General features: G+C 42.4%; 19 protein-coding genes and 1 pseudogene. 15 read left to right on the top strand and 5 right to left on the bottom strand.

The genetic code is table 11. The features are described 5' to 3' along the window. The 5 genes and pseudogenes from FTU00_RS08525 to FTU00_RS08505 all read left to right on the top strand — a co-directional run. A pseudogene (locus FTU00_RS08525) lies at window positions 1-146 on the top strand (IS4 family transposase); the annotation flags it as partial. A 140-nt stretch (window positions 147-286) separates the two neighbouring features. Then, window positions 287-790: a 2-oxo-4-hydroxy-4-carboxy-5-ureidoimidazoline decarboxylase gene (gene uraD, locus FTU00_RS08520; RefSeq protein WP_180179530.1), complete on the top strand. Its 504-nt coding sequence runs from the start codon at window positions 287-289 to the stop codon at window positions 788-790. Further along, window positions 787-1,107: a hydroxyisourate hydrolase gene (gene uraH / locus FTU00_RS08515; RefSeq protein WP_005235589.1), complete on the top strand. Its 321-nt coding sequence runs from the start codon at window positions 787-789 to the stop codon at window positions 1,105-1,107. Before uraD ends, uraH begins: the two co-directional genes overlap by 4 nt. Before the next feature lie 34 nt (window positions 1,108-1,141). Further along, window positions 1,142-2,497, top strand: coding sequence for a nucleobase:cation symporter-2 family protein (locus tag FTU00_RS08510; protein ID WP_180179529.1), 1,356 nt, complete (start codon window positions 1,142-1,144; stop codon window positions 2,495-2,497). A 122-nt stretch (window positions 2,498-2,619) separates the two neighbouring features. Continuing rightward, entirely contained in the window at window positions 2,620-3,333 is a 714-nt protein-coding gene (locus FTU00_RS08505; protein WP_180179528.1) for an outer membrane protein OmpK, read from the top strand. Window positions 3,334-3,386: 53 nt separating this feature from the next. Here the strand turns inward: FTU00_RS08505 and FTU00_RS08500 are convergent, their stop codons facing one another. Together FTU00_RS08500 and alc are read right to left on the bottom strand one after the other, a co-directional pair. Then, a complete protein-coding gene (locus FTU00_RS08500; protein WP_175967571.1) occupies window positions 3,387-3,884 on the bottom strand; it encodes an ureidoglycolate lyase in 498 nt (165 codons plus the stop codon). 12 nt (window positions 3,885-3,896) lie between these two features. Then, window positions 3,897-4,901, bottom strand: a complete 1,005-nt coding sequence (gene alc, locus FTU00_RS08495; RefSeq protein ID WP_125278689.1) for an allantoicase — start codon at window positions 4,899-4,901, stop codon at window positions 3,897-3,899. A 213-nt stretch (window positions 4,902-5,114) separates the two neighbouring features. On the opposite strand from alc, the gene hpxO reads away from it, so the two are divergent. Continuing rightward, window positions 5,115-6,272 (top strand): FAD-dependent urate hydroxylase HpxO, encoded by a 1,158-nt coding sequence (gene hpxO / locus FTU00_RS08490; protein WP_180069217.1) that lies wholly within the window; start codon window positions 5,115-5,117, stop codon window positions 6,270-6,272. An 84-nt stretch (window positions 6,273-6,356) separates the two neighbouring features. Here the strand turns inward: hpxO and FTU00_RS08485 are convergent, their stop codons facing one another. After that, complete coding sequence (locus FTU00_RS08485; protein ID WP_180179527.1) at window positions 6,357-7,709, bottom strand: 8-oxoguanine deaminase; 1,353 nt, start codon at window positions 7,707-7,709, stop codon at window positions 6,357-6,359. Window positions 7,710-7,748: 39 nt separating this feature from the next. Next, window positions 7,749-8,690 carry a LysR family transcriptional regulator gene (locus tag FTU00_RS08480; RefSeq protein WP_180179526.1) on the bottom strand — a complete coding sequence of 314 codons (942 nt, stop codon included), beginning with the start codon at window positions 8,688-8,690 and terminating at the stop codon, window positions 7,749-7,751. A 281-nt stretch (window positions 8,691-8,971) separates the two neighbouring features. Between FTU00_RS08480 and FTU00_RS08475 the strand changes: the two genes are divergently transcribed. The 7 genes from FTU00_RS08475 to FTU00_RS08445 all read left to right on the top strand — a co-directional run bounded on the left by FTU00_RS08475 (window position 8,972) and on the right by FTU00_RS08445 (window position 17,506). Further along, window positions 8,972-10,027, top strand: a complete 1,056-nt coding sequence (locus FTU00_RS08475; protein WP_180179525.1) for a Rieske 2Fe-2S domain-containing protein — start codon at window positions 8,972-8,974, stop codon at window positions 10,025-10,027. 118 nt (window positions 10,028-10,145) lie between these two features. Further along, on the top strand, window positions 10,146-10,631 hold the full coding sequence (locus FTU00_RS08470; RefSeq protein WP_180018654.1) for a nucleoside deaminase: 486 nt from the start codon (window positions 10,146-10,148) through the stop codon (window positions 10,629-10,631). Window positions 10,632-11,313: 682 nt separating this feature from the next. Then, window positions 11,314-12,345 (top strand): BMP family ABC transporter substrate-binding protein, encoded by a 1,032-nt coding sequence (locus FTU00_RS08465; protein WP_257229802.1) that lies wholly within the window; start codon window positions 11,314-11,316, stop codon window positions 12,343-12,345. A gap of 111 nt (window positions 12,346-12,456) precedes the next feature. Next, window positions 12,457-14,058, top strand: a complete 1,602-nt coding sequence (locus FTU00_RS08460; RefSeq protein WP_180179523.1) for an ABC transporter ATP-binding protein — start codon at window positions 12,457-12,459, stop codon at window positions 14,056-14,058. A 15-nt stretch (window positions 14,059-14,073) separates the two neighbouring features. Next, window positions 14,074-15,168, top strand: a complete 1,095-nt coding sequence (locus FTU00_RS08455) for an ABC transporter permease (RefSeq protein ID WP_180179522.1) — start codon at window positions 14,074-14,076, stop codon at window positions 15,166-15,168. Window positions 15,169-15,192: 24 nt separating this feature from the next. Beyond that, on the top strand, window positions 15,193-16,113 hold the full coding sequence (locus FTU00_RS08450) for an ABC transporter permease (RefSeq protein WP_180179521.1): 921 nt from the start codon (window positions 15,193-15,195) through the stop codon (window positions 16,111-16,113). Between the two features lie 25 nt (window positions 16,114-16,138). Further along, complete coding sequence (locus tag FTU00_RS08445; RefSeq protein ID WP_180179520.1) at window positions 16,139-17,506, top strand: amidohydrolase family protein; 1,368 nt, start codon at window positions 16,139-16,141, stop codon at window positions 17,504-17,506. 36 nt (window positions 17,507-17,542) lie between these two features. Here the strand turns inward: FTU00_RS08445 and FTU00_RS08440 are convergent, their stop codons facing one another. Beyond that, the gene (locus tag FTU00_RS08440) at window positions 17,543-18,142 is read right to left on the bottom strand and encodes a hypothetical protein (RefSeq protein ID WP_180179519.1); all 600 of its coding nucleotides are present in this window, start codon (window positions 18,140-18,142) and stop codon (window positions 17,543-17,545) included. Window positions 18,143-18,949: 807 nt separating this feature from the next. Here FTU00_RS08440 and FTU00_RS08435 point away from each other — a divergent pair. Together FTU00_RS08435 and FTU00_RS08430 are read left to right on the top strand one after the other, a co-directional pair. Continuing rightward, window positions 18,950-20,236 (top strand): carbohydrate porin, encoded by a 1,287-nt coding sequence (locus FTU00_RS08435; RefSeq protein ID WP_180179518.1) that lies wholly within the window; start codon window positions 18,950-18,952, stop codon window positions 20,234-20,236. Window positions 20,237-20,402: 166 nt separating this feature from the next. Further along, complete coding sequence (locus FTU00_RS08430) at window positions 20,403-22,805, top strand: glucose/quinate/shikimate family membrane-bound PQQ-dependent dehydrogenase (RefSeq protein WP_180179517.1); 2,403 nt, start codon at window positions 20,403-20,405, stop codon at window positions 22,803-22,805. Window positions 22,806-22,914 lie beyond the last annotated feature (109 nt).

The following is a 22,914-nucleotide window of genomic DNA, read 5'->3' as shown; positions in this document are numbered from 1 at the left end:
ATTTAGGAAAAACAGGTTGGACAGTTCAACGTTTACTCAGAATAATTCAAGTGAATTTGTTTGAAAGAAGAACTTTAAAAGCTTTATTTTCACCCGATAAAATACCCATAAAACAAGAGGAAGCTCATTTGAGCTTCCTCTTGTGAAAAATTGTGGGACAGCAATGACCTTGAGTTCTCTTTTTTTGCTTTATACATCATATAAAAATATAAGATCAAGACGATTTGGCACTGTTATTGCAAAACCTGTACTGAACAAAAAATGAATATCATCAGGCGATTTAATAGTGCAACTCGTTGAATTTAATCAGGCATCTCTAGAAGAGGCCATTACCTTTTTAAAGCACTGTGTGCAAATACCGAGCTGGTCGACCCAGATTGAAGCAAAGCGTCCTTATACATCTGTTGAAGATGTATTGAATATAGCCAGACAACAGGCTACAACCTGGACCTGGGACGAAATCAAAGCAGCTTTGGATAATCATCCACGTATTGGCGAAAAAAAGGCACAGGCTGAATTAAGCGAAGTTGAAAAAAACTTTTCCAATCGTGAACAGGCTGCGATAACTCAGGACGAAGCAACTCAGCAAGCTTTGCTAGAAGGCAATATCGCTTATGAAAAAAAATACGGTTATATCTTCCTGATTAAAGCGGCTGGTCTAAATAGCCAAGAAGTGCTGAATGCCTTGAAAGATCGTTTAGCTAATGATCCGGAAACTGAAAAAGGTATTGTTCATACGCAACTGGCGGAAATCGCTTTATTAAGACTGTCACAGGAGCTGCAAGCATGATCAGCACTCATATTTTAGATACGCATCTCGGTAAACCTGCAGCACATGTTTTAATCAAACTCTTTGATGAAGAAGGTGAATTACTCGGAAAAGCATTTACCAATGCAGATGGTCGAGTCACAGATTTTGGTTTAACCGAATTTGAGGAAGGTAAATACAGTCTTGAATTTGCTACTTCTGATTATTTTGAAGGCTTAGGTCTAGAAACTTTCTTTCCTAAAGCAGTCATTCATTTTCAGGTGAAAGATGCCTCTCAGCACTTTCATATTCCTTTACTGATCAGCCCATTCGCGTACTCCACATATCGCGGAAGCTGATTTTTTTATTCAAGCTTTCAGGGAGAGAAAAAGAATGACAGAACAAAGCACAAACATTTCACCAGAACATGAATATCTGGGCGCAGGCAAAAGTGCAGCCTATGGCTTGCAACATGTATTGACCATGTACGGTGGTATTATCGCACCACCACTCATTGTGGGTACTGCCGCAGGTTTGGAAGCTACACAAATCGGTTTATTGATTGCGGCTGCATTGTTTGTTGGCGGTCTGGCTACGATTTTACAAACCATTGGAATGAAATATATCGGGGCTAAATTGCCACTGGTACAAGGGGTTTCCTTTGCGGGTGTGGCGACGATGGTGGCGATTGTAACTACAGGTGGCGGCTTATCAGCTGTTTATGGTGCAGTCATCATAGCTTCATTAATTGGTTTCTTCCTTGCGCCTTATTTTTCTAGAATTATCCGTTTTTTCCCGCCAGTCGTGACCGGCTGTGTGATCACGATTATCGGTTTATCACTTTTACCCGTAGCCGTTCGCTGGATGATGGGGGGCAATAAAAATGCACCTGAATGGGGAAGTGTAGAAAATATCAGTTTGGCCGTGATGACCTTGGCCATTGTGATCTGTCTAAACTTGAGTAGAAATGCCTCGATTCGTCGCCTGTCTATTTTATTGGCGATCGTATTGGGTTCAATGCTGGCTTATCTGTTTGGTTTTGGCGATTTTAGTAAAGTCGGCAATGGTGCATGGGTACAATTTCCGAGTTTCTTTGCTTTCGGCATGCCAACTTTTGAACTCAGTGCAATCATTTCCATGCTGATCGTGACGCTGGTGATTATGACTGAAACAACAGCTGATATTATTGCTGTGGGTGAAATTGTTGGAACCAAAGTAGATTCAGAACGTATTTCCAATGGTCTGCGTGCAGATATGTTCTCAAGTGCAGTTGCACCGATTTTTGGTTCATTCATGCAAAGTGCTTTTGCACAGAACGTCGGGCTGGTAGCCATTACCGGGATTAAAAGCCGTTTTGTGGTCGCTGCTGGCGGTATGATTTTAGTGGTTTTGGGATTACTTCCAATTATGGGCCGACTAATCGCCGCAATTCCGGTTCCGGTACTTGGTGGTGCAGGATTGGTGCTATTTGGTACAGTGGCTGCAAGCGGCATCCGAACTCTGGCAAAAATTGATTATAACGAGCAAAAGAATTTGATTATTGTTGCAACTTCAATTGCAGCCGGCATGATCCCGATTATTGACTATTCTTTCTATGCTAATTTTCCAAAATGGTTTCAAACCCTATTTCATTCTGGCATCAGTTCAACCTGTTTAATGGCGATCCTTTTAAACATTCTGTTTAATCATCTGCCAATGTTCAAGTCGAAAACAGAGGTTCCGGAAAAGATTGCAGAAACGCTGCATTAAAGTATGATTTCCTCCATATGCCCATGCCAGTCATGGGCTTTTTTTATCAAAAATTAAAAAAGTTGGCTTTGTTCTTGCTTAATCCAGAATGAGATTTTTAATTCCATTGGGGAACCTTATTTATGAAATTTACTCAAGTTGCTGCTGCAACATTACTTGCATTGGGTGCAGCATCTGCACAGGCAAAACCAGTCTGGCAGGATTTTAGCGTTACTGGGCTTTATGGGGAAAACTATGAAGTTGTAGATAAAAAACAGGCAACCCTAACTGTTGAATACGCTGCAAAAGTTAAATATGCAGATGTCTTCTTTTTCATTGACCGTATGCGTGGTTCCGATGATATTAAATCAAGCTATTTTGAATTTTCACCACGTTTAAGTCTGGGTGAAGTTTCAGGTCAAAAGCTGGCATTCGGTCCAGTGAAAGATGTGCTGGTCGCAACGACTTGGGAAGGTGGTGAAGGTTTTGATAACTTCCTGTACGGTGTAGGTTTCGACCTGGCTATTCCAAAATTCAATTATGCCAGCGTGAATCTTTATCGTGTAAATAATGAAAATATGGAAGATGACTATCAGCTTACCTTGACTTATGGTGTGCCATTTAAACTGGGTACAGAAGAATTCCTGGTAGATGGCTTCCTGGACTGGTCAACTGCTGAAGATGATCATGCGAGCGAGATGAACTGGACGACTCAGTGGAAATGGAATGTCGGCAAGCATATTTCTCCTGACACCAATTTATATCTCGGTATTGAGCATTCGGTTTGGAATAACAAATACGGTATTCCGGATGCAGATGAAAATAACGTGAGTGCTTTAGTGAAATATCATTTCTAAAATAAGAAATAAGAAATTAAAAAGCCCTTATCAATAAGGGCTTTTTAATGGGTTTAATTTTCGATAAAAATCTTTTCAGGAAAAGTATAAACATCACAGTTTGGACCAGTGCCGATCCGATCGATCACCACAAAATCACTCGGAGCTTCAAAGGTCAGCAAAGGATGATGCCAGGTACCGGCACGGTAATTTACACTTTGTGTACCATTACTGATAAAAGCCTGAATTTGACTGAGATCAGGCTTTTCATGATCCAGATTAGGCGCAACCACAATTAGAAATTTCTGGCCCTGCATCGGGATGAACGCTTGTGAACCGACAGGGTGACGTTCCAGCATTTCGATTGCAAAGGGAATGGCTGTAGTCTGAATATTTCTAAAAATACTTAGACCAACTTTAGCATCTGTTTCAGCAACCGCCAGAGCATGATAACGCTCGGTCTGCTGATCATTAATATGGAAAAAATCATTGCCTTCGCAGGCAATGACCTCGCCATAAGGCAAGAAACTTTCAGCAGTTAAGGGCTGTATTTTTATGGTTTGCATGCTCATAGATATAATTACTCAGGCAACTTTTCCCCACAGTCGAATCCGGCTAATGCCACCATCCGGAATCATGTTCACCCGAATATGAGAAATTTTTCCCTGTTTTAAGATTTCCTCAACAAAGCTATGAATATGATCCATCTGCATCTCTTGTGCTTCAAGCAGGAATGGCCAGAACATACTTTGCGGAATTAACTGCTGGTCAGTCGCATCTTCAATATAAATCGCTTGGATAGAGACTTGAGCAGGAAAGTTACCTTTAAAATGCGCGGTATCAATCTCAATTTTTTCAATCTGACCACTCTGACCCAGAGCCAAGATACACCAGTCAAAGCCGGGTGCACGACGGCGCTTGGTTTCCCAGCCATCACCCATATTGATGCCACGCCCCGGATTAATCAGATTACGTGGATGACCAAAGTGCGCATCACTATAGGCAATGACACGACCGCCATTTTCCAGAGCGACCAGATCAATCACCTGATTGCTGTCCTGAACCTGAATTTTTACTTCACCATAGACTTTAAAGCGAGCTACACCCCCGTCAGGGAAAATATTTAGGCGTACATGTGTAAAGACTTCGTCTGAATCAATATTAAAAATATGATGCTGGCTCGGACCTAATATACTGTTTGGTAAAATTGAGTGCCAGGTTGCGGTGCTTAAGTCACCATTTGGTGCATAGCAGGCTTCAACTGCAGCAGAAGCTGGATAGTTTCCGGTAAAGAATGTGGTATCAATATCTAGTGCTTTGATGGTTCCAGCTACCCCCAGTTTGACAATCGCCCAGTCATAGCCGGCATGACGCTTGCGGCGGGTTTCCCAGCCGTCCATCCATTTGCCATGATTATCAAATTTATCTTCAACAAAAATTGGTGCATCAAATTGCAACATTCGTTTTGCTTCAGCAAAAAAATCATCTGAACATTCAAGAATTTCTGCACCAATCCGGCTATCAGCCAAGTTGGTAAGCTGCTGGATATGGGCAGGGATCTCGAAAATGGGTGCAAATAATGTTGCCATAACTATCTTCCATTCAAATTATGTTTAACGTGAATCTAATTTTTTATAAAAGTCTGTAATTCTGCTGAAAGACCTTATAAAAACAGGTTTTTAATGAATAGATGAATGCACGGCTTGTGCCAACTTTTGAGAAAAATCAGTGCATTATTTTCGAAATGGCACGCTTTTAGCTACACAGGGAGGAAGAAACACAATTTTGAGAGGAGCATATAGATGGAGATTACAATTATTGGTGCAGGGATGGGGGGATTGACCACAGGAATTGCACTAAAAAAGTTTGGGCATAAAGTCACCATCTATGAACAGGCAGAAAAGATTTTACCGGTGGGCGCGGCAATTTCACTTTGGTCAAATGGGGTAAAATGTTTGAATTATCTGGGCTTAACTGAGCAGGTGGCCAAGCTCGGTGGTCAGATGGATCAGCTGGCCTATATTGATGGTTTGACGGGCGACACCATGACCCAGTTCAGTTTATTGCCTTTGATTGAAGAAGTGGGGCAACGTCCATATCCGGTGGCACGTGCTGATTTACAGAACATGTTGATGGACGAGCTTGGCCGTGAAGATATTCAGCTGGGCAAGAAGATGGTTGAGCTGCAAGAACAGAAAGACGGTGTTCTGGTTAAATTTGCGGATGGTACAGAAATTAAAACAGACCTACTGATTGGCGCAGATGGAACCCATTCCATTACCCGTGCCTATGTACTGGGCGAACAGGTTTCTCGTCGCTATGCCGGTTATGTCAACTGGAATGGTCTGGTAGAAATTTCAGAAAAGCTTACTCCGGCAGATCAATGGACCACATTTGTCGGACAAGGTAAGCGCGTTTCGCTGATGCCTGTGGCAGACGGAAAATTCTATTTCTTCTTTGATGTACCGTTGCCGGTCGGTTTAGAGAATAATCGGGCAGAATATAAAACCTTATTGAAACAGTATTTTGAAGGTTGGTGTGCGCCGGTTCAGCATCTGATTGACGCGCTGGATGAACAGAAAACCAATCGGGTTGAAATTCATGATATTGAACCGTTTGCCCAGTTCTATAAAGGTCGTGTTGTAATTGTTGGTGATGCCGCACATAGCACCACACCGGATATTGGTCAGGGTGGTTGCCAGGCCATGGAAGATGCAATCTATCTGGCTCGTTCTTTACAGATTAATACGCTGGGTCTGGAAGATGCCTTGAAACGCTATCAGAACAAACGCAATGAGCGTGCCAATGAGCTGGTCTTGCGTGCACGTAAACGCTGTGATGTGACACATATGAAAGATGAAGCCGTGACCAAAGAATGGTATGAAGAACTGCGTAAAGAGCAGGGACCGCATATCATGAAAGGGATTATCAGCAATATTATTGGCAATCCTTTAGATTAATTCTGCGTTTAATCTCTTGGCAAAAAGCCCTTCATATCGAAGGGCTTTTTTTATTTAGATAACAGGAATTCACTAATAGATTTTTTAGGCTGCAAGTAAAGCTTTCGCTGCCTGACGATGTGCAGCCTGAACCGCTTCAAGATCCAGATTCAGAATTTCCCGGTTTTTAACCACCCATTGTCCATTGACCATGACATGTTCGGCACGGTCTGCACCGCACAGTAACAGACCGGCAATCGGGTCATGAATCCCTGAAAAGCGCACATCATCCAGACTATAAAACGCTAAATCTGCCTGAAAATCTGCTGCGATTTGTCCTAGGTGCTTTTCACGTCCCAGTACCTGTGCCGAGCCTTGTGTGGCCCAGGTTAAAGCACGTTCAGGCGTAATCACTTCTGCACCATATTTTAAACGTTGTAAATACATCGCCTGCCGAGCTTCCAGAATCAGGTTAGACGCATCACCCGAAGCAGAGCCATCCACACCTAGACCAATGACTGCTCCTGCTTCCAGTAGATCCATGGTTGGACAAATCCCTGAAGCCAGACGCATATTGGAATGCGGACAATGACAGATACCGACTTGAGCCCGCCCTAAGCGTTGGATCTCATCGGCATCAAAATGAATGCCATGCGCCAGCCAGGTTCTGGAATTAAGCCAGCCTACACTTTCCAGATAATCGACGGTGCGCATGCCAAATTTAAACAGACAAAATTCTTCTTCATCCAGTGTTTCGGCCAGATGGGTATGCAGACGTACATCCAGTTTTTCTGCCAGTGCAGCACTTTCTCGCATAATTTCTTGGGTGACTGAAAATGGTGAACATGGTGCAAGCGCAATATTGACCATCGCATCAACACTACGCTGGTGATATTTCTGCACCAACCGTTCTGAGTCCAGCAGAATGGTGTCCATATCCTGTACGGTATGCTGCGGTGGCAAGCCACCAGAATCTTCACCCAGACTCATGGAACCTCGGGTCAGCATGACCCGAATCCCTAATTGTTCTGATGCTTCAACCTGAACATCAATGGCATCGGACAGCTGCTGTGGAAACAGATAATGGTGATCCGCAGCAAAGGTACAACCGGAAAGCAGTAATTCAGACAATGCAATTTGAGTGGCTAGATAATGCTGTTCAGTATTCAATTTGGCCCAGACCGGATATAAGGTTTTTAGCCATGGAAATAGCGGAGCATTGACCACGGGAGCCCAAGCACGGGTCAAGGTCTGATAAAAATGATGATGGCTATTAATCAGTCCCGGTGTAATCACCAAATTCTGGGCATCAAAGAACTGGTCATAAGGCGATGCTGGGGTTTGTCCCAAAGCCACCAGTTCAATAATTTTGCCATCGCGGATGACCAAGCCACCACGGGCATCCAGATCATTTGCGGTAAATACAGCAAGAGGATTTTTAATCCATAAGGTTGTCATATCTTTTTTCCAATAAGTTTTATTTGTGCTGCACATGAATCAGGCAGCACATGAGGCATTGAGCTGTTGTAATTTGCTTTTCAAATCTTCCATCTGGTCGATCAGATAGTTCATCATGATTTGTGAGATACGGGAAATTTGCCGTTTCGGTGCCACACAAAGGGCAAGGGTCAGTGGATGCATACCTTTTTCAATGATCGGTTTAAACACCAGTTCATCACGTTCTAAATAAGGCAAAGCATCGATATAGGACAGTACCCCAATCCCTAAGTTGCGCTCTGCCAGAGAGGTAATCATGCGAATGTCATTACACTCCAGCTTTTGCTGTGGCATAAATTGGTGATGTTTATACAGGCTATAGACATAGTCATGAATGATTAAAGGGGCACAGGGAATGAGATGCTTAAAGTATAAAGTGTCGGAAAAATAGATTTTTTCTGCCTGAGCTAAAGGATGAGATTTGGCCATCACAAATCCAACCGGGATTTCCACAAAAGACATGACTTCGAGCTGATTATGACTTTTAGGATTGAGCAGAATGCCAAAATCAACTTCAGCATCCATAATCATTTTAGAGACGGTATCACTTTCCTGAATCTGGATATTGAAATTGATCCAGGGATAGTTTTCATACATATATTGTAGAGAATCTAAAACGAAACCGTCACTGAGTGCCGCAATGAGTCCGAGTTCAATGCTGCCGCGTGATAAACCCTGAATTTCATCAAAACGTACACAGGTCTGATGGAATTCTTTTTGCCATTTGAGTAAATCTGCATACAGCAATTCACCCGCTAATGTCAGCTTCAGGCCACTCGGCAACCGTTCAAAAAGCACGATGCCAAATTCTTCTTCTGCTAGAGCAATCTGACGATGAATCGCGGAGACAGAAATATAAAGCTGATCAGCTGCTTTTCTGAGGCTGCCTGTTTTGGCTACGGCAATAAAATATTCTGAAAATCTTGAAAAAGTAATATTCATAAAATCACGTCAATCCACCTGCATATCGTTTTAATCACATAATTTTCAGCTGGAAACTAAGTGATTCTGGTTCTATGCAAGTGGATAAGCGATTTCTGTGCCAATTTTCAAAGAAATGGAACGGTAAAAGTTTTGTGTTCTATTTTTTGGAACATGGGCTACGAAACATTCTAATAGACAGCAGAACAGGCATTTGGCTAATTTTATTAAAGAACAACTAGGCAGCTTAATGAGATAAAAATTTAAGCCGTTGTCATGCGATAAATATTTGTGAGTGAACTATGAATGCGATCCCGGTGCTTAATTTATTCAGTCAACCGCACTGTAGCGGCTTTGACCCATCAGACTGGAATATCCTGGCTCAGCATTGGTATCCAGTTGCCCGTATTCAGGATGTGAGTATTACGCCACAGCAGGTACAACTTCTGGATGTGAAGATGGCGCTATATCAAACTGAGAGTGGCAGCATTCATCTGGTTCGTGATATTTGTCCGCATCGTGGTGTGCCATTAACCAAAGGCTGGGTAAAGGGTGAAGAAATCATTTGTCCTTATCACGGTTTGCATTACAACACTCAAGGAAAATGCACCAAAATACCGGCTCAACCAGAACTAACCAACATTTCGGATCGTTTTACCTTAACCAAGTTTCCAGTGGTCTTGAAATATGGTCTGGTCTGGACCAGCCTGTTTAGCCGGGATGAATCAGAAGCTAATTTCCCTGATCTGGATACCTGGGACAGTGAAGAGCACCAATCCATCTTACCGCCATTTGTTGATATCGGTGGTTCAAGTGGCCGGCAGCTGGAAGGCTTTATTGATGTGGCGCATTTTGCCTGGGTGCATCATGAATCTTTCGCTTCACGTGATAACCCGATCGTGCAAAAGTATTCCACTTTGCGCACTCCTTATGGCTTGCATACAGAATATGTTAGCGATGTCAGCAACTATCCACATGGCTTGCAGCATCTGGCACCCGAAGGATTTTTGTGGAAACGTGTGTTTGATGTTTATCCACCATTTTCAGCGATTTTAACGGTGCATTTTCCAGAAAATGGCATCCTGAAAATTCTGAATGCCTGCTGTCCGGTATCTCACAATAAAACCCGTTTATTTGTGCCATTGACCCGTAATTTTGATACGACTGGTGATCTGCAAGCGGTTTATGACTTTAACGCACAGATTTTTGCTGAAGATCAGGACATGGTCGAAAGCCAGAAACCGGAAGAGCTACCTTTGGATATCACTATGGAAGCACATTTTGAAGCTGACCGTTCTTCGACAACTTATCGCCGCATTCTGGGGGAATGGGGCCTAAGCAAACGCTATATTGTTTAAATTAAATTTCCTCCTTTATGCACCCTGGTCTGTTGGGGTGCTTTTTTATTCCATATATGTCGAAAATCCTCTTTTTAGAGGAGCTATGACCATTGAACTACTAATTTTAGAGTAATTTATGCCACAGCCTAGCCATGAGCAAATGCTATCTTTTTTAAGATTATCCAATGAGGTTGCCAAGCGGGCAATGTCTTTAGGCCATCATCCTTTTGGTGCGGTGCTGGTTGCACCTGATCATGAAACGGTTTTACTGACCCAATGTAATATTGATACGGTCAACCATGCAGAAAGTACTTTAGCCCGGATCGCAGCCAGCAATTTTACGCCGGATTATCTGGCTGAATGCACCTTATATACGGCAGTTGAACCTTGCTGCATGTGTTCTGGAACGATTTATTGGGCCAATATCGGGCGGGTGGTCTATGCCATGACCGAAGAAAAATTATTGCAATGTACTGGAAACCACAATGAAAATCCGACCATGAGTGTTTCTGCTGAATATATTTTTTCTCATGGTCAGAAGAACATTGAGCTGATCGGGCCAATTACGGAACTTGAACAGGAAACGGTTCAATTGCAAAAAGACTTCTGGTCATCTCGATGAACATTTGAAATTATTCTTTTTATAATCCTGCTTCATTTTATTTATAAGACCATAAACACAGATTTTCCGGATTGTAGGCTCACTTTAAAATGCTACAATCCAGCCTCTATTTTCTAAAAAATACTTTTCTTAATTTTCTATTTTTAAAAACCTATTTTTATCCATTCAGTACATTGCTAACTATAAGCCATTTATTGGCGCACACGATTTAGAGCTAACGCACTTATCTAGCGCAGAACAAAAGAAAATTACAAGAATTCTTGAATATTTAATCTTATTAATTTCTCAATCTTGAGCTGAGTCTGGTTTTCTAGCAACTTTGCTCATTGACTTAGATTGATATCTATATTTTTCGGCTTAATTTCTTAACTATTAAACTTTTTTATATCAATAATTTTTTCTAAACCTCTGTAATTAATAAAAATAAATAAAAGAACAGATCATTCTAAAAATTATAAGTGTCTTGCAATCCACCTGTTCTATTTTTTGAACTGAATTGGAATAGAAGTTGCTAATTAATAGAAATATAGCAATCAGTAAAATTTTTGATATCGATTCAGATCTTTTAAAGCCGCTATTTATAAAACTCAAATGGCATTCACGGAGGCAATTTATGCTGAATATGTCCAAACATAAAAAGATAATGAAAAAATTTTCACTGCCTGTAATTGCGGCTGCAATTATGGGTTTGGGGATCAGCAGTCAGAGCTTTGCAGTCGATAAAGCTGCATTTGTCTATATTGGACCAACCAGTGACCATGGCTGGACATATTCTCATGATCAGGGGCGTATTAAAGCTGAAAAAGCTCTGGGCGGAAAATTCAAAACGACTTATATCGAAAATGTACCTGAAACGGCCGATGCTGAACGTGTGATTCGTAATCTGGCACAGCAGGGCAATAAAGTAATTTTTGCGACCTCTTTTGGTTATATGAACCAGATGGAAAAAGTCGCGAAACAGTTCCCAAATACCGTATTCATGCACGCGACCGGTTATAAGCAAGGGAAAAACTTAGGCATCTATGATGTGCGTACCTATGAAGGTGCTTACATGCTGGGTGTAGTGGCAGGGCAAACCACCAAAACTAATACCTTGGGTGTCGTAGCCTCATTCCCGATCCCGGAAGTGGTTCGTAATATTAATGCCTATACATTAGGTGCACAAAGCGTCAATCCTAAAGTCAAAACCAAAGTGATCTGGGTGAACTCATGGTTTAACCCGGGTAAAGAACGTGATGCGGCTTTGGCGCTGATTTCTCAAAAAGCTGATGTGCTGATGCAAAACACAGATTCGCCAGCAGTTGTGCAAGCGGCTCAACAAAAAGGCGTATATGCCTTTGGTTGGGATTCAGATATGAGCAAATTTGGACCTAAAGCGCATCTGGCTGCTTCAGTATTGCACTGGGAAAAAATTTATACCCCAGCCATGCAGCAAGTGGCTAATAAAACCTGGAAACCTGCTGCTCTCTGGTATGGCGTAAAACAGGATGCAGTGAAAATCGAAAACTTCGGGCCTGCTGTTCCTGCCAAGGTGAAACAGTCCACTTTAAATGCACAAAGTGCAATTCATAAAGGCACATTACATCCATTCCAGGGCCCAATCTATAAACAGGATGGAACTTTGGTGATTGCCAAGGGCGGAAAAATGACAGATGAAGCGCTTGGAAAAATGAACTTCTATGTGAAAGGAGTTGAAGGTTCATTGCCTAAATAATTCTTTCACTATTTGTATGACTTAAAAATAAAAGAAAGTAAATCCTGAAAAATCATCCCCCAGTCCATGAATCACTTTATGGACTGGGCCAAAATGAGTGGAGACTGAGTTATGAGCGATCTGCCTCACATGTCAAATGACATCGAAATGTCATCGCTCAATGAGCAGCAAATTCCACGACTGGAGCTGATCAATATCAGCAAAAGCTATAACTCATTGAAAGCAAATGACAGTATTAATTTAAAAGTCCAACCTGGGCAAATTCATGCCATTTTGGGTGAAAACGGTGCTGGTAAAAGTACTTTGATGAAAATCATCTACGGCGCCACGAAATCAGATAGCGGTCATATCGTCTGGAATGGCAAAGAAGTACAGATAGAAAGTCCGTCGATGGCCAGAAAACTGGGCATCGGTATGGTGTACCAGCATTTCTCGCTGTTTGAAACTATGACTGTGGCTGAAAATATTTTATTAGGTCTGGATGAGAAAATAGACCTGAAAAGCTTATCGGCTAAAATTACCCAAGTATCAGAACAATATGGCTTACCGGTAGATCCACGGCGTGAAGTTTTTTCTTTATCGGTTGGTGAGCGACAACGGGTCGAAATTATCCGCTGTCTACTCCAAAATCCGTCCCTACTCATTTTAGATGAACCGACTTCAGTCTTAACCCCACAAGCGGTACGTCAGTTATTTAAAACTTTGCGACTGGTGGCTTCGCAAGGTGTTTCAATTCTTTATATCAGCCATAAATTGCATGAAATCAAAGAACTCTGTGATGAAGCTACAATTCTGCGTAATGGCAAAGTCACCGGCTATGTACTGCCTTCTGAAAATAGTACCAGTGAACTGGCCAAATTAATGATTGGCCAGGAATTGCCGACTTATGCGCATGCTAAATATACAGGCGAACATCGCACGCTGTTCCAGGTAAAAAATCTGAATTATGAAACTGATGATCCTTTTGGCGTGTCCTTATCCAATATTCAACTCAACCTGAATTCAGGTGAAATTCTGGGCATTGCCGGTATTTCGGGTAATGGTCAATCTGAATTACTAGCTCTGCTTTCCGGTGAGCAAACGGCGAAAAAAGGCCAAGTCTTTCTATTAGATCATGACATTTCTGAACTCAGTGCAGGCCAGCGACGTGATCTAGGCTTGGGCTTTGTTCCGGAAGAGCGTTTAGGTCGGGGTGCTGTGCCGAATATGACATTGGCACAAAACACCTTACTGACTGCTTTCCGTCAGGGTTTAAACAAATGGGGCTTTATCCAGTTTGATAAAACTGTCGCTTTTGCCCAGCAATGTATCGAAAAATTCGGGGTAAAAGCAGCAGGACCACAAGCTGAAGCGCGCAGCCTTTCGGGCGGGAATTTGCAGAAATTTATTGTAGGACGTGAAATCCTGCAACAGCCTAAAGTGCTGATTATTTCCCAGCCAACCTGGGGCGTTGATGTCGGCGCATCGATGTTTATCCGTCAAACCCTGATTGATCTTTCCCGCCAAGGCGTTGCGATTTTAGTAATTTCGGAAGAGCTGGAAGAACTGTTTGAAATTAGCGACCAGATTTGTGTTCTGGCTGGTGGAAAGCTGTCTGCACCCGTTCCAGCTAAAAATACCAATGCAGAACAGATTGGCCTGCTCATGTCAGGTATTCAGGCAGATCCAGCAATATTAGCTGAGTCCGAGCCTGTCCATGAAGCACACGCGTAGAGAAGAGGTGTAAATATGCATTTATTAGAACCTAGAGAACATCCTTCTCAATTAATGAAATGGCTTTCCCCCGTGCTTGCATTACTCGCCATGCTAGTGGTGGGTAGCCTATTGTTTTTAATGCTTGGAGTGAATCCTGCTCAGGCTTTATATATCTTTTTTATCGAGCCGCTAAGCTCAGTCTATAACCTGAGTGAGCTGATAATTAAAGCCAGTCCGCTGATTTTAATTGCCTTAGGTCTAGCTGTTGGGTTTCGTGCCCGTCTGTTTAATATTGGTGCCGAGGGGCAGTTGGCTATGGGGGCCATCTTTGGCGGTGGTATCGCCATCCTGTTTCATGAGCAGATCGGCTGGTGGATTTTACCGTTGATGGTGATTATGGGCGCGATTGGCGGTGCAATTTGGGGTCTGATTCCAGCACTGCTAAAAACCTATTTTAATGCACAGGAAACTTTGACGACCTTGATGATGAACTATGTCGCGTTTTTCCTGCTCATGTATCTGGTTAATGGCCCATGGCGTGATCCGGATGGTATGAATTTTCCACAATCCGTAATGTTCTCGGAAAGCGCGACCTTGCCGCTGATTATGGAAGGCACACGGATTAACGCCTCAATTTTTATCACGATCATCGCAGTGGTGCTGTTCTGGGTTTTTATCCGTAAGAGTCTGATGGCTTATAAACTGGAAGTCAGTGGTCAGGCACCTTTGGCAGCTCAATATGCAGGATTTTCAGCAAAAAAAGCCATCTGGTTAAGTTTGGGAATTTCAGGTCTGATGGCGGGGATTGCCGGAATCTGTGAAGTTGCAGGTCCAATCGGCCAGCTCAATCCGAATATTTCACCAGGTTATGGTTATGCAGCCATTATTGTGGCTTATCTGGGCCGACTAAATCCAATTGGAATCGTACTTTCAGGTTTCCTGATGGCGCTGATCTATTTAGGTGGCGAACTGGCACAAATGCAGTTGCAACTCCCAGTCGCGATTACCGGAATTTTCCAGGGCCTGCTTTTATTTTTCCTGTTGGCTTCAGATGCCCTGATTGAAAACCGCTACCGTTTTACCAAAAAGAAAATCAAAAAAACCATGACCACTGCGCAAGCAGCCTGATCCAGACAGAAGAAGGATAACAACATGAGTATTGAATTAACCGCAATTGTTGCCGGAACTGTCGCTGCGGCAACGCCATTGATCTTTGCCGGGCTGGGTGAGCTGGTAGCAGAGCGTACCGGTGTCATCAATCTTGGGGTAGAAGGCATGATGCTGGTCGGTGCCATTGCTGGATTTGCTTTCGCTAGCCAGTATGAAGCCAGTGTCGCCAGCGCCTTATTTATGGGCGGATTGGCAGGCACATTGATGGCACTAATTTTTGCATTTTTTACCTTATCTTTAAGCACCAATCAATCCGCCTGTGGTCTGGCACTCACTATTTTTGGGATCGGGATTTCAGCCTTTCTGGGACAGAATTATGTCAGTACTGCCTTACCGGGTCTGGAAAACTTAAAAATTCCGGGACTCGCAGATATTCCATTCATAGGGCCAGTCCTGTTCCAGCAAAACTATGTGGTGTATCTGTCCATACTTGCTTTTGTGCTAATGTGGTGGGTACTGAGTAAAACCCGTTTAGGCCTGTTACTGAAAGCAGTAGGGGAATCTCCGGAAAGCGCACATGCCATGGGCTATAACGTGCTGGCGATTCGCTATGGTGCAGTCATGTTTGGCGGTGCAATGGCTGGTATTGGTGGTGCATTCTTGTCGACGGTTTATACGCCGATGTGGATTGAAAATATGGTTGCAGGACGTGGCTGGATTGCAATTGCATTAGTGGTTTTTGCTGCATGGAAACCGACGCGTTTGATGTTGGGTGCCTATCTGTTTGGTGGTGTAACGATTTTGCAGTTTCATGCCCAGGCTCTGGGTCTAGAAGTACCGAATGAACTGTTATCGGCATTGCCATATATCGCAACCATTGTCGTCTTAGTCCTCATTTCACGCGACAAGAAGTTATTGAAACTCAATTTACCAGCATCACTCGGTAAAACCTTTAGCCCTTAATCGGACAAATCTCAGGAATTACTTTATGAAAATTATAAGCGCAGATTATGTCCTGACCATGAACTCCAACCTGGACTGTATTAAAGATGGTGCCATCCTGATTGATGGTGCTCTTATTAAGCAGGTAGGAACATTACAGGAATTAACTCAGCAATATCCTGAAGCTGCAGTTACCCAGTATCCTAAAAGTTTATTGATGCCGGGCTTGATTAATACCCACTGTCACTCAGGTTTACTGCGCGGTACAGCTGAGGGTTTGCCAGTCTGGGACTGGTTGCAACAGTATATTGACCCGATGCATCGGGTAGTGACTCCCGAAGATTCCAAAATTGCCTCTTATCTCTGCTATGCCGAAGCGCTGCTATCCGGCACGACTACCATTGTGGATATGTGGCGTTATATGGAAGGTAGTGCTGAGGCCGCACAGCAACTCGGTATACGTGCAGTGCTGGTGCCATATGTGGCTGAACATCCAGATCACAACTATTTTGAAACCCTCAATAGTAATGAAGCTTTAATTCAAAAATGGCATCAAGCCGCAAATGGGCGAATTCAGGTCTGGGTTGGCTTGGAACATCTGTTTTATGCTGAAGAAAAAGCCTTGGCACGTATCCAGAAAATGTGTCATGAATATCAGACGGGTTTTCACACGCATAGCAACGAAAGCAAGTTTGATGTTGAAGAAAACCTTCGACGTTATGGCATGCGCCCGATCCAGACGCTGGAACAATTGGGCATGCTGGATGTACCTCAATGCCTGTTAGCGCATTGTGTCTGGGCCAATTCAGCAGAGATCGAAATTTTAAAACACTATAATGTTGGTGTCGCACATAACCCGATATCGAATATGAAACTGGCATCTGGCGCCGCCCCCATTACGGAAATGCTTAAACATGGCATTGCTGTAGGATTAGGTACTGATGGCGAGAAAGAAAATAATAATTTAGACATGTTTGAAGAAATGAAAACTGCTTCATTATTGGCGAAGTTTTCCGGTTTGGATGCTGCAGCACTGGATTCATGGTCTGTCTGTCAGATGGCAACTCGGACAGGTGCCAAAGCCTTAGGCATGCAGGATCAGATTGGTTCGCTAGAAGCTGGGAAATTTGCTGATATTATTGCGGTAGATCTTGCGACATCGAGAATGACGCCTTTAATTAATCAGGGACCACTATTTAATTTACATACCAATCTGGTGCATGCAGTCCAAGGACAAGATGTGCATATGACCATGGTGAACGGCCAAGTGGTGGTAGAAAACCGAAAACTGGTACGTGCTGATCTACAAATCTTAATTGATCAGGTCAATCAGGCTGCTCCAGCCTTGTTCCAGCGACGCGCGAAATGGCTCGCAGAACAAGGAAGTGCGGTCAATGAATTACAGCGCCTGTAAATAAAGTTTAAAAACCAACCCTAACTTTAAACAGGCTTATCTATGCTCCAGAATGGATAAAAAGGCTTCGATAAAGTTAGGCAGTCTTTTATGATGGATCTGACCGACCTTGATCACTTCATAGGTTAGACCATCAGCCTGGAGGTTATTACTTTCAGCTTTTAATTTTTGCAATGTCAACTGCAAGCCTTTTAACCATTCTTCAAGCGCCTTGATCGGAATATTATTTTTAAGATCTCCACCTTGCATGGCAGTTTTAAAATGACTCAAGGTCGTACTATCCTTAAAGCAGGCTTCCACCTGATGTTCAGTACTTTCAAATAGGTCATGCTTGATCACAAATAAAAATTTTCCAATCGCTGGTTTAAGCGCGCTGAGATAAATATTTTTTTCATTCAGGGTATATCTTTTATTTCTGGTATTAATAAATTCTGAATTCCAGCCTTGGGACTCTAGAAAATGATCCATTTCAGCGAAGATGAGATCAGTGACTTGTTCCTCAATGCGTTCTGCGAGTTCCTTTAGTTCATGACTGAGCACGATCAGGTTATTTTCCAGCTTTGAGCGCTGGGATTTTTCTTCATCATGCTGCTTGGATTGGGCCAAAATGGCTTGGAAGCGTTGTTCAGGCGTCATGATTTTACTCACTTGATATACAGCCTTGATCACTTAATCATGTGACTGAAAAGCTTTAATTGCAAGCAGGAAAAGAGGGGGGATATTTGGGAAGATTTTAAAGTAAAATATATACTTTTACTGACATAAATTATTGTTTTTAAATTTAATAATTATTATTAAAATATTTTTTATTTGGTTTTAAACTAGAATCGTTACATATTTTGTAGCGATTCAATTCAGTTAATGATCATTACTCGTTTTACTCAATATCACCCATTAAAAGATAAAACTTATATAAGGTGGTTAATAAGAATATTGATAGAAAGAATTAAACAAGATATACATCTATAATCTAATATGAATAGCCAATAATTATAATTTTTACATATATTTAAACTTTATTTAGCAGATATCACTCTTTATCTTATTTAATGGGTTTAAGTACCTATATAGATCTAGTTTTTTCTCAATTTTCCTCGCTAAGAAACCCAAGAATAGAACGGCAATGACCATCAAGTTTTAGTATATAAAATGAGCAAAAGACCAAATATTTTTTTATTACGCAATTCGAATTGGTAAATTTTTGTACAAAAGAACTGATGTAGAAAAAATATTTATAGGTAGTATTATTTTTATTAATATTATATTTATTTTCTCTTAAATTATTGAATTTAAAATTTAAAATTTTCTTAAATTAAAATTAACAAAAGGATTAGATTAGCTAAACTTCATAACATTATTAATACTTTTCCTTCATTATTTGAAACTAAAAAATTAAATGAGTGTACTATATTTAGTAAAAACGTGATTAAGGTGAAGCATTTAATGTCTATTTCTCCCTTATCTAAGGCTGTCTATACATCCTTAGTTGGATTGCTATTGGCACATACAACTACTCAGGCCGCTGATGCATTTAGTGCAGAAAGTCCGTGGATGTTGGGTGACTGGAATGGTCAACGTATCCAGCTTCAAGAACAGGGTTATGATTTTAGCTTTGGATATACAGGTGAAATGGCGACTTTACTTGACGCGAAACGCTCAAATAGCCATGGCACAGAATATACCGGTCAGTTAAACCTGGGTGCTCATCTAGACTTGGAAAAAATTGCTGGCTGGCAAGACACTGAAGCACAAGTTACGGTGACTCATCGTGATGGCCGTAACCTTTCCAATACTTCTGAAGCATTAAATGGTCAGTCAATTGATCAAGCAAATGGTCATTTAAGTTCAGTACAGGAAGTATGGGGCCGTGGTCAAACCTGGCGTCTAACAGATTTCTGGATTAAGAAACAATTCCTGGATCAAAAACTGGATGTCAAAGTCGGACGTTTTGGTGAAGGTGAAGACTTTAACAGTTTCGATTGTGATTTCCAGAATCTGGCATTGTGTGGTTCACAAGTGGGTAACTGGGTAGGGGATCAATGGTATAACTGGCCAGTTTCTCAATGGGCTGCACGGGTTAAATATAACGTTACCCCGGAAGTTTATACTCAGGTAGGGGTTTATGAATACAATCCTGAAAATGCTGAGAATCGTGGCAAAGGCTTTAACTTGAGCACAGACGGATCTAAAGGCGCGATCATTCCTGCAGAAGTGGTGTGGACACCGAAACTGGGTGAGCAAAAACTTCCGGGTGAATACCGTGCTGGTTATTACTACAGTACCGCTGATGCCAAAATATTTGATGGCGTGACTCCACAAGATGAACAAATCCAAACTGGTCATCATCACGGGGGGTGGATTGTAGCTAAGCAACAGCTGACTTCACATCAAGGGGATACATCACGTGGTTTAAGCGGTTTCGTGAACGTCACTGTTCATGACTCTAAAACCAACCAAGTTAGTGATATGCAAAATGTCGGTCTTGTCTACAAAGGTGCGATGGATGCCCGTCCACAGGATGAAATCGCTTTGGGTGCTGCCCGTATCAATATGAACAATGATGTATTGGGTAACCGTAGTGAAGAAATCGATGCGGAAATCTATTACGGCATTCATGCAACTAACTGGCTGACCATCCGTCCAAACCTGCAATATGTCCATCATGTCGGTGCATATAAAGACGGTGAAAATGTCTGGGTGGGCGGAATCAAGTTTAATACGTCGTTCTAATCGGAGTTTTTAGTTGCAAATACACAATTGATTCTTCCATTACTTTGGGACATTGATGAACTGATACTCCAAGTATTCATGTATTTATAACTAAGAACTTAACAATATGGTGTCTATGCCGCTTAAGTGCTTAGACGTTCAAGAAATCAAAAAAAAGGTGTTCAATATGAATACTTCGTCTTCAGGTTCAGTACTGAAAACGATTCTGGCAGCTATTGCTGCCATTTTCGGTTTGGTTCTGCTATTTGGAGGAATATATCTGGCAACACTTGGTGGGTCTTGGTACTACATCATTGCCGGTCTGTTCTTCCTGGCGACAGCCGTGTTATTACAAAAACGTAAAAGCACAGCCCTTATTGTTTATGCAGTATTGGTCCTTGGTACAGTGGTATGGGGTCTTTGGGAAGTGGGTTCAGACTTCTTTGCACTGGCACCACGTCTAGATATTTTAGGCCTATTCGGTCTGGCCCTGCTGATTCCTGCAGTGACTCGTGGTTTTGGTGACAGCAAAGCTGCAAAAATGGCGCTGACTGGCTCGCTGGCAATTACGATTGCTGTCATGATTTATTCTGTATTTAATGACCCACAGGAAATCCGTGGCGAATTAACATCACAGCAACCTGCAGTCCATCAATCTATTCCAGGTATTGCCGATGAAGACTGGCCTGCTTATGGTCGTACTCAGTCAGGTTTACGTTATTCTCCATTAAAACAGATCAATTCTGAAAACGTAAAAGATCTTGAACTGGCTTGGGAATTCCGTACTGGCGATACGAAAACAGATAAAGACTCTGGTGAAACCACCAATCAGGTGACTCCAATTAAAGTGGGGAATAACCTGTTCATGTGTTCAACTCACCAATATCTGATTGCACTTGATCCTGCGACTGGTAAGGAAAAATGGCGCTTCGATCCTAAACTGAAAGCGGACAATACCTTCCAGCATTTAACTTGTCGTGGCGTATCTTATTATGATGCGAACAATACTGCAGGTTTTGAAAGCAGCCTGTCTGCACGTTCAACAACTTCGGCTGAATGTCCTCAGAAAGTGATCTTACCAGTCAATGATGGACGTCTGGTCGCAGTGAATGCGACTACTGGTAAAGTATGTTCTGACTTTGGTAACAATGGTGAAGTTGATCTGCAAAAAGACATGCCATTTCCATATCCAGGCGGTTATAACCCGACTTCACCTCCAGTGATCACAGGTACAACCATTATTATCGCGGGTTCAACGACGGATAACTACTCGACTGAAGAACCTTCAGGTGTAATCCGTGGTTATGACGTAAATACCGGTGAATTATTATGGGTATTTGATACTGGCGCAGAAGATCCAAACGCGATTCCAGCTCCTGGTCAAAAATTCGTAAATAACTCACCAAACGCATGGGCACCATTGGCTTATGATGCACAGTTGGATATCGTCTATGTACCAACAGGAGTAGGCACACCGGATATCTACGGTGGTCACCGTACTGAGCTAGACGAGCGTTATGCAAACTCTATGCTGGCGATTAATGCATCTACTGGTAAGTTGATCTGGAATTTCCAGACTACTCACCACGACTTGTGGGATATGGATGTACCAGCACAGCCAACATTGACTGATATCAAAGACAAAAACGGGAACATGGTTCCAGCGATCTATGTGCTGACCAAAACCGGTAATGCCTTTGTATTAGACCGTCGTACAGGTGAAGCGATCGTTCCTATTACTGAAAAACCAGTACCTCAGTCAGTAAAACGTGGTCCGCAAACTAAGGGCGAGTGGTATTCAAAAACTCAACCATTCTCTGACTTTAACCTGGCACCTAAAGACAAATTGACTGATAAAGACATGTGGGGTGCCACTATGTTTGACCAGTTAATGTGTCGTGTATCGTTCAAGAAATTAAACTATGACGGTATTTATACGCCACCATCTGAAAATGGTACGTTGGTGTTCCCGGGTAACCTCGGTGTATTCGAATGGGGTGGTATGTCAGTCAACCCAGACCGTCAAATCGCATTAACCAATCCAATTGGTTTGCCATTCGTGACTCGCTTAATTCCTGCTGATCCTAACCGTGAGAAAACTGCCAAAGGTGCAGGAACTGAAGCGGGCGTACAACCAATGTATGGCGTGCCTTATGGTGTTGAAATCAGTGCCTTCCTGTCTCCATTCGGCTTGCCATGTAAGCAACCTGCATGGGGTTATGTCGCTGGTGTTGATCTGACCAATCATGAAATCGCTTGGAAACGTCGTATCGGTACGATTCGTGACAGTATGCCGGGCATTCCATTGCCTCCATTTAAAATGGGTGTACCAATGTTAGGTGGTCCAATCTCGACTGCAGGTAATGTGATGTTTGTCGGTGCAACTCAAGACAATTACATCCGTGCGATCAACGTGACTAATGGTGATGAGCTGTGGAAAGGTCGTCTACCTGCAGGTGGTCAAGCGACGCCAATGACTTATGAAGCCAATGGTAAGCAGTATGTTGTGATTATGGCGGGTGGTCACGGTTCCTTCGGTACCAAAATGGGTGATTCTTTGGTTGCCTATGCACTACCTGACAATAAATAATGAAGTTTTATAGTTAAGTAAAAAAGCCTGATTCGTCAGGCTTTTTTATGCAAAATACAGGCTGTTATGACAATAAAGCTTGATTAGAAAATCATGAACCTTTAGCTCA

It is taken from the genome of Acinetobacter sp. YH12041, from assembly GCF_013419975.1.
GTDB lineage: Bacteria > Pseudomonadota > Gammaproteobacteria > Pseudomonadales > Moraxellaceae > Acinetobacter.
Note: the sequence above shows the minus strand (reverse complement) of the source record. Positions and strands in the feature narration are given on the sequence as shown.